This is a genomic window from Kosakonia sp. MH5 (genome assembly GCF_009935945.1).
GTDB lineage: Bacteria > Pseudomonadota > Gammaproteobacteria > Enterobacterales > Enterobacteriaceae > Kosakonia > Kosakonia radicincitans.
Genome location: NZ_QODH01000014.1, coordinates 81341 through 88616, shown reverse-complemented (window position 1 = coordinate 88616; position 7276 = coordinate 81341). Strand labels below are relative to the sequence as shown.

At 51.6% G+C, this 7276-nt stretch carries 7 protein-coding genes; 4 read left to right on the top strand and 3 right to left on the bottom strand.

All coding sequences use genetic code 11. The features are described 5' to 3' along the window. Positions 1 to 275 precede the first annotated feature (275 nt). Positions 276 to 533, top strand: a complete 258-nt coding sequence (locus tag DK872_RS24710; protein WP_161518931.1) for a bacteriocin immunity protein — start codon at positions 276 to 278, stop codon at positions 531 to 533. A 252-nt stretch (positions 534 to 785) separates the two neighbouring features. Here the strand turns inward: DK872_RS24710 and DK872_RS24705 are convergent, their stop codons facing one another. After that, positions 786 to 1604 carry an AraC family transcriptional regulator gene (locus DK872_RS24705; RefSeq protein WP_007373341.1) on the bottom strand — a complete coding sequence of 273 codons (819 nt, stop codon included), beginning with the start codon at positions 1602 to 1604 and terminating at the stop codon, positions 786 to 788. Positions 1605 to 1843: 239 nt separating this feature from the next. Here DK872_RS24705 and DK872_RS24700 point away from each other — a divergent pair, with 239 nt between their 5' ends. The 3 genes from DK872_RS24700 to DK872_RS27400 are packed head-to-tail and all read left to right on the top strand — an operon-like array spanning position 1844 to position 5425. Then, on the top strand, positions 1844 to 3244 hold the full coding sequence (locus DK872_RS24700; RefSeq protein WP_161518930.1) for an MFS transporter: 1401 nt from the start codon (positions 1844 to 1846) through the stop codon (positions 3242 to 3244). A gap of 10 nt (positions 3245 to 3254) precedes the next feature. Then, positions 3255 to 5210 (top strand): glycoside hydrolase family 127 protein, encoded by a 1956-nt coding sequence (locus DK872_RS24695; protein ID WP_035889448.1) that lies wholly within the window; start codon positions 3255 to 3257, stop codon positions 5208 to 5210. 35 nt (positions 5211 to 5245) lie between these two features. Next, positions 5246 to 5425: a hypothetical protein gene (locus DK872_RS27400; protein WP_007373338.1), complete on the top strand. Its 180-nt coding sequence runs from the start codon at positions 5246 to 5248 to the stop codon at positions 5423 to 5425. Positions 5426 to 5624: 199 nt separating this feature from the next. Here the strand turns inward: DK872_RS27400 and DK872_RS24690 are convergent, their stop codons facing one another. Next, entirely contained in the window at positions 5625 to 6500 is an 876-nt protein-coding gene (locus DK872_RS24690) for a GyrI-like domain-containing protein (RefSeq protein ID WP_007373337.1), read from the bottom strand. 206 nt (positions 6501 to 6706) lie between these two features. Continuing rightward, positions 6707 to 7273, bottom strand: a complete 567-nt coding sequence (locus tag DK872_RS24685) for a histidine phosphatase family protein (RefSeq protein WP_035889449.1) — start codon at positions 7271 to 7273, stop codon at positions 6707 to 6709. Positions 7274 to 7276 lie beyond the last annotated feature (3 nt).

The following is a 7276-nucleotide window of genomic DNA, read 5'->3' as shown; positions in this document are numbered from 1 at the left end:
TCAGACAATTGAGCTGGTCTTATATTGATATTCATTAGTCTTACTCCATGTATGACAAAGATAAATTTTAATCATATCCTTTACAGAATGATTGAACTTTGAGCGAAATCGCTGCTGCACATCATGTCCGCTGCTCGCTCACTACAGGCCTTCAGCTTAGTTAACTTCTCCGCTTCGTGCCTGAAGCGGATGTTACTTTCTTCATGGTATGTTAGTTTGCAAGGAGCAGGTCATAACACCTAAACGGCATATTGATATTCACAAGGATAAGTAACATGGCTGAAAAAAAATTATCCAGTTATACAGAGAAAGAGTTCTATGACTTCATTACAAAAATCAGAACGGCTGATTTCCTATCAGAATCAGCTCATGACGAAGCCATTTATAAATTTAGTCAATTGACAGAGCATCCCGATGGTTGGGATCTTATATATCATCCTGAACCGAATGCAGATAATTCAACACAAGGAATTATCAATGAGATAAAAAACTGGCGTTCAGCTAACGGCAGACCAGGCTTTAAACCTGAATAATTGCTCAATGACTTTTGTTCGTAATCATCTTAAGTTAAATATTAACGCGACCCGCACCCGTTCATTAATACATTGTGTATGCTAGCCATGCTTTCCTTCGTTATGATAAAAAATGAGAATTTCCGCTCCTCGCTCATTGCAGACCTCACATCCCCAAATTTCACCATCTCCATACCATAAGTGAAGCCTTCTTACGCCTGGGAATGAATTCTGGGGGGAGCAGGTCAAGACGTCATTTATTTCTGCCCAGGACTACGAATTGACGTGCTCGCGACAGTAAAGACGTTTCCAGCCTGTGGGCGTCAGCCCGGTCAGTTTACGGAAGATCTGCCGAAAGTAACTGGTGTCATTGAATCCGCACTGGCTAGCGACTTCGGTTAGCGACAGCGAATTATTGATCAGCAACTTCTCCGCCATCAGTACGCGCTGGCGATGGATAGCTTCCGTCAGCGTCAGACGAAAAACACGGCGGTAGACGCGTCCCAGATAATCTGCGTTGCAGTGCAACTCCTTTGCCAGCGAAGACGTGGTGATCGGCAAATGGAATTGGGTGCGAATGAGCTGATGGGCCTTCCACGCCAGCGCCATTCCAGGGCTGTCATTGGCGCTTTCCTGCGGGCCGGGGGCGGCAATTTGTTGCAAGATCAGCAGCAAAATACACTCCATCGCCACGTTGCGGCGAATATTTTCCTGCTCGCTGAGAAACTGGCGAAACAGGGAAATGACATACTGTGGATCGCTCACCCGTGTATATTGGGGGACGCTCAGCAGCGCAGCATACCCCCTTTCTTCGGCCACGCCTTGCAGCCAGTCAAAATGCAGCCAGTAGAATTTGAGATCGGCTGGAAAAGCGCCCTCGCCCACATGGCGATGCCCCGGGCGCAGCAGCAAACTCTCGCCCGCCTGTACAATAAACAGGTGATCGTCTTCACGGATTTGCAGCTCTCCGCGCTCCACAAAGATGACTTCCCATGAGGTCAGCGTGCGCGCGGGATGGCTCCCTATCCCGCGAGAAATGAACAATCCGCCATTTTGCACACGAACCGGAAACGCTATGGATAATTCAAGCATCGATAATCAATTTTCCGCTTTTTAAGTCATATTAATAGACCTTTCCATTTGATTATTAATCAAAAAATAGTTTACTGCCCGATCCAGCTCACACTTTATTAAACAGGTCGGAATCGCTCTCTTTTTATACTTTTCCCTTCTCTTGTTGAACGCCGTATTCCGGGCAAAATAAATCCGTACCTGAAAATAAGCCCGTCCTGATGCGGGCAATGGACTCTGACCCTGATGAGGAGTTTATTATGACTGCTAGCCCGATTACGCAAACCGAACTGACGCAGCAGGACGCGAGCGATGCCCTTTCCCTGCGCGAGAAAATCGGTTACGGGCTGGGTGACGCCGGTGGCACGGTAATCACCTGCCTGATCATGAATTTCCTGACATTTTTCTACACCGATGTATTTGGTCTTACCCCGGCGCTGGTCGGGACGCTGTTTATGGCGTTGCGTGTGTTTGATGCGGTGTCCGATCCGATTATGGGCATTATGGCTGACCGTACTCAGAGCCGCTGGGGACGTTTCCGTCCATGGCAACTGTGGATTGCGGTGCCGATTGGCGTGATCGGCGTTCTGACCTTTACCACACCTGACGTCAGCATGAACATGAAGATCGTCTGGGCGTTCGGTACCTATCTGTTGCTTTCCGTCAGCTATACCGCGATCAACGTGCCCTATTGCGCACTGATCAACACCATGACCAGCCGCCACAGCGAAGTGATTGCCTGCCAGTCCTGGCGCTTTGTGCTGTGCGGCGTGGCGGGTTTTTTGGTCTCTGTGGGCCTGCCCTGGCTGGTATCTGTACTGGGCAAAGGCAACACCGCGCAGGGTTATCAACTGGGCGTCGGGCTTCTGTGTAGCGTGGCGGTGGTGATGTTTCTGTGCTGTTTTTTCTGGGTACGCGAGCGCGTCTCACTGGACAGCCTGGGGAAATTTACCCTGCGTGAGCATCTGGCTGGGTTGCGCCGAAATGACCAGCTACTGCTGATGCTGCTGATGTCGTTCCTGCTGATCAATGTGTTCAGCATTCGGGGTGGAGGCTATATGTACTTCATCACCTATGTCTTGCAGGGCAGTACTGCTTACACCTCGCTGTTTTTTACCATGGTGACGTTTGCCTCGATTCTTGGCTCGGTGCTGGTCAGCCCGCTTTCCAAACGCGTGGATACCGTCAGATTGTATTACTGGACCAACATCGTCCTGGCTGCGCTGGCAATCGTGATGTGGTTCTTGCCTACAAGCCCGGCGTGGCAGACCTTCTGGCTGGTGGTGATTTTTGGCAACGGTATTATTCTCGGCTTCACCCTGCCGCTGCATTTTGCATTGATGGCTTTCGCCGATGACTACGGTGAGTGGAAAACCCGCGTGCGCTCCTCGGGGATGAACTTCGCCTTTAATCTCTTCTGCATCAAACTGGCCTGGGCCTCAAGCGCCGGGATCATCAGCCTGGTGTTTATCTTTGTCGCTTATCACCCAGGCGCAGGGCACCAGACGACGGCATCGCTGCATGGCATTACCAGCATGGAAACCCTGCTGCCTGCTTTATTCCACTTGCTGCTGGCGTTCACTATTCTCGCCTGCAAACTCAACAATCCACTCATGGCGCGCATAGCCAGCGAGTTGCGTGTTCGCCATGCTCCGGTCTGAGGAGAACATTATGTCTGTGATGGAAGTCGATCTGCATAAGCTGAAAATTAACGATCCCTTTCTGGGTCAGTATCAGCAACTGGTAAGGGATGTCGTCATTCCTTATCAATGGGATGCGCTGAACGATCGGATCGCCGAGGCGGATCCCAGCCATGCAATTGAAAATTTCCGTATCGCCGCCGGGCTACAGCAGGGAGAATTTTACGGCATGGTGTTTCAGGACAGTGACGTGGCGAAGTGGCTGGAAGCCGTCGCCTGGTCGCTGTGCCAACAACCGGATGCGGAACTGGAAAAAACCGCCGATGAGGTGATTGAACTGGTGGCTGCCGCCCAGTGTGAAGACGGCTATCTCAACACCTATTTCACCGTCAAAGCCCCCAGCGAGCGCTGGACTAACCTTGCGGAATGTCATGAGCTGTATTGCGCCGGGCATATGATCGAGGCCGGAGTGGCCTTCTTTCAGGCCACTGGTAAGCGCCGTCTGTTAGAGGTGGTGTGTAAACTTGCCGACCATATCGACAGCGTGTTCGGACCTGGTGAGACACAGTTGCACGGTTATCCCGGGCATCCCGAAATCGAGCTGGCGCTAATGCGCCTGCATGACGTAACGCAGGAGCCGCGTTATCTGGCGCTGGTGAATTACTTCGTCGAGCAGCGCGGAACGCAGCCGCATTTTTACGATATCGAATATGAAAAGCGTGGCAAAACGTCTTACTGGAACACCTATGGCCCGGCGTGGATGGTAAAGGACAAAGCCTACAGCCAGGCGCATCAACCCATTGCCGGGCAGCAAACCGCTATCGGTCACGCGGTACGTTTTGTTTATTTGATGACCGGCGTGGCGCACCTGGCCCGGCTCAGCAATGATGAGGCGAAACGGCAAGACTGCCTGCGTTTATGGCATAACATGGCCCAGCGCCAGCTCTATATTACGGGCGGTATCGGTTCGCAAAGCAGCGGTGAAGCGTTCAGCAGCGATTACGATTTGCCGAACGACAGCGTGTATGCCGAAAGCTGCGCGTCCATTGGCCTGATGATGTTCGCCCGCCGTATGCTGGAGATGGAAGCGGACAGCCAGTATGCCGATGTGATGGAACGAGCGCTGTATAACACCGTGCTGGGCGGCATGGCGCTGGATGGTAAACACTTCTTTTACGTTAACCCGCTGGAGGTTCACCCGAAAACGCTCCGCTTTAATCATATCTATGATCACGTTAAACCGGTTCGCCAGCGCTGGTTCGGTTGCGCCTGCTGCCCCCCTAATATCGCGCGTTTGCTGACCTCGCTCGGTCATTACATTTATACCCCACACCAGGATGCGCTCTATATCAACCTTTATGTCGGCAACAGCATTGAAGTGCCCGTCGGGGATAAGGTTCTGCGGCTGCGTGTCAGCGGTAATTTCCCGTGGCAGGAAAAGGTGATGATTGCGGTTGAGTCGCCGTTGCCGGTGCAGCATACCCTTGCTTTACGCATGCCTGACTGGTGCGATGCGCCACAGGTCACGCTCAACGGCGTTGCGGTGGAAAAAGCGGTTCACAAAGGTTACCTGCATATTCACCGACTCTGGCAGGAAGGCGATACGTTAACCCTGACCTTGCCGATGCCGGTACGTCGAATATACGGTAATCCGCTGGTGCGGCACGTTGCCGGAAAAGTGGCGATTCAGCGGGGGCCACTGGTGTATTGCCTTGAACAGGCCGATAACGGTGAGGAACTGCATAACCTGTGGTTACCGCAAACCGCAACCTTCAAAACGACTGAAGGCAAGGGCCTGTTCTCGCACAAAGTTTTAATTCAGGCCGAGGGCATTAAACGCACGTCAGCGAATCCCGAACAAGCGTTGCTCTGGCACTATGACCATTCGCCATCAACCAGGCAGCCGCAGACATTAACCTTTATTCCGTGGTTTTGCTGGGCCAACAGAGGAGAAGGAGAGATGAGGATCTGGGTCAACGAAGAGTAAATCTTCTTTCCGCCGCCAGATTCAGTGGCGGTTTCATGATAGGCGGTAACATTATTATCCGCAGCGGTCTGATTTTTATGGGGGCAACTGCGGATGATGACCTGCGGGCCTTTGATGAGAAAACTGGCAAAGAGTCTTTGGACAACCTTAGCGCCGGGTTCCTTAAAGGAGTGACACCGTTCTACACTCCGCTATGTTATGAGCAAAAATGGTGAACCAGGTATCATGAAGCCATAGCCGTTGTTGTCGCTGTGCTTACGTATGTAGCTGACAGGGAAAAGAGCAATACTGCACCAATCCCGCAGAGCGTGCGCTGCGAATTCTGCACAGATCTCCCCCTGAGAAAAAACGCGCCAGGACGCTTCCCGGCGCGTCTCACACCTGAGGCGACTGTAAACATGACGCTGAATCAGTTTATTTCAACGGCAAATAGATATCCGTGAGTAATTCATGTTCCGCTACCTCATGCACAAAGTTGTGGTAATGAAAGAAAAGCGGGAAGTCACGAAGTTCCTCGCCACTCTCAGGCAACCAGTCACGATACAGAGTTTTAGCCAACCCGGTTAATGCATCATGCGATCCCTGATGGCGCAACACCGCACATCGACCAGCAGGGATGTCACTATTTATCACCCCGAAGCGATTGTCCTCCGCAATGGGTGACGTTACTGTCCCGCAAATATGGAACTCAAATTCATCGGGCGGTGTTAAGTCCGGATCGTGTGGTGCAATACCGTATGTCTGGCTGCTGGCAACAGGCGAATAACCCGTGGTTTTTCGCCATTCAATAAAGCGGGCCGCAGTTTCGTTTATTAGCTCCGGTTGTCCATAATGAGTCAGCATTGCGACTGATGTTGCGGGAAAATGGATGATCTTGATCTGGCCTTGCATCGTTTGTCTCCTGGCTTTATAAGGTTCGGATATGCGCTTATGCCAATCGACCCAAGGGGGCTGCTGGCGAAATTGCGTCGGTGAGAGACCAAACATTTGTCTGAAAGCACGGCTAAATGATTCAGAATGCTGGAAACCGGCGTCGAACGCGATATCAGTGATTTTCTCTAACGGATTAAAAGCCAGCCGATAAGATGCGCGTTTTAAGCGCATCATCTGGATGTAACGACCAGGTGGCATCCCACAATAACTACAAAACTGACGATGGAAGTGAAATGGCGAGAAGTGAGCCACTTCACTGAGTTTCTCCAGTAATAATGTGTCATCGAGATGACAGTCAATATAATCAAAGACCTGTTTAAAACGTCTGGCGTAACTATCGGTTTTGTTATCACACATGGCTTCCTCCGTGCTGCTTAATATGCTCGAAGGCGATTCAGTTTGCCTGACCGATCTTGCCCAAAGAACGTCCGCTGAAACATTGACGAATAAAAACGTGCCAGAGCGCGTTTGAGCCGCTTATTGCAGCTTTTCCATAGATGGCTGTTTGATGAGTTGTGGCCTCACGTTGCCGGATAATGCCTGAGCACTGAGATATTCAGGATTCACACAGCCATCCTTCTTCCCAGACAGCTAAGATGCCAGCGTTTTCCATTACTACTCAGTTGCGTCATGCTTAGCGGTTGAATATCAAGCAGTTGAAAAGAACTGGCAGGCGCATCGAGCAATTGAATCACTATCGCCCTGATAACCGTAGAGGAAACAATCGCACACTGACACCCTCGCTCTGCAACTCTCAGCGAGAGCCACCTTCCTGTGCGCGCCATTACTTGCACAATATTTTCTCCTCCCGGTGGCGCGTCCCCGGAAAGCCAGCACTGAAATGCGCCATGCTCCTGCTCAATAACCTTTTTAATCGGGATGCCCGCCCAACGGCCATATCCGGGTTCAGCGAGTTCCGCAACGGACTCACCACACAGCCCTAGCGCAGATGTTGTCTGCCGTGCAGGTAGATCCGGAGCGGTCCAGACTTTACTGAATGGCCCGACGCACTCCTTTAGCTGACGCAGTTGGTTCACGGAAGTTTCGGTAAGAGGATCGTCAAACGGGAACCGCGAGTTCCTGTTTGCCAGGGTTTCCCCCTGGCAAATCAGTTGCATCACGAAGGCCATGCC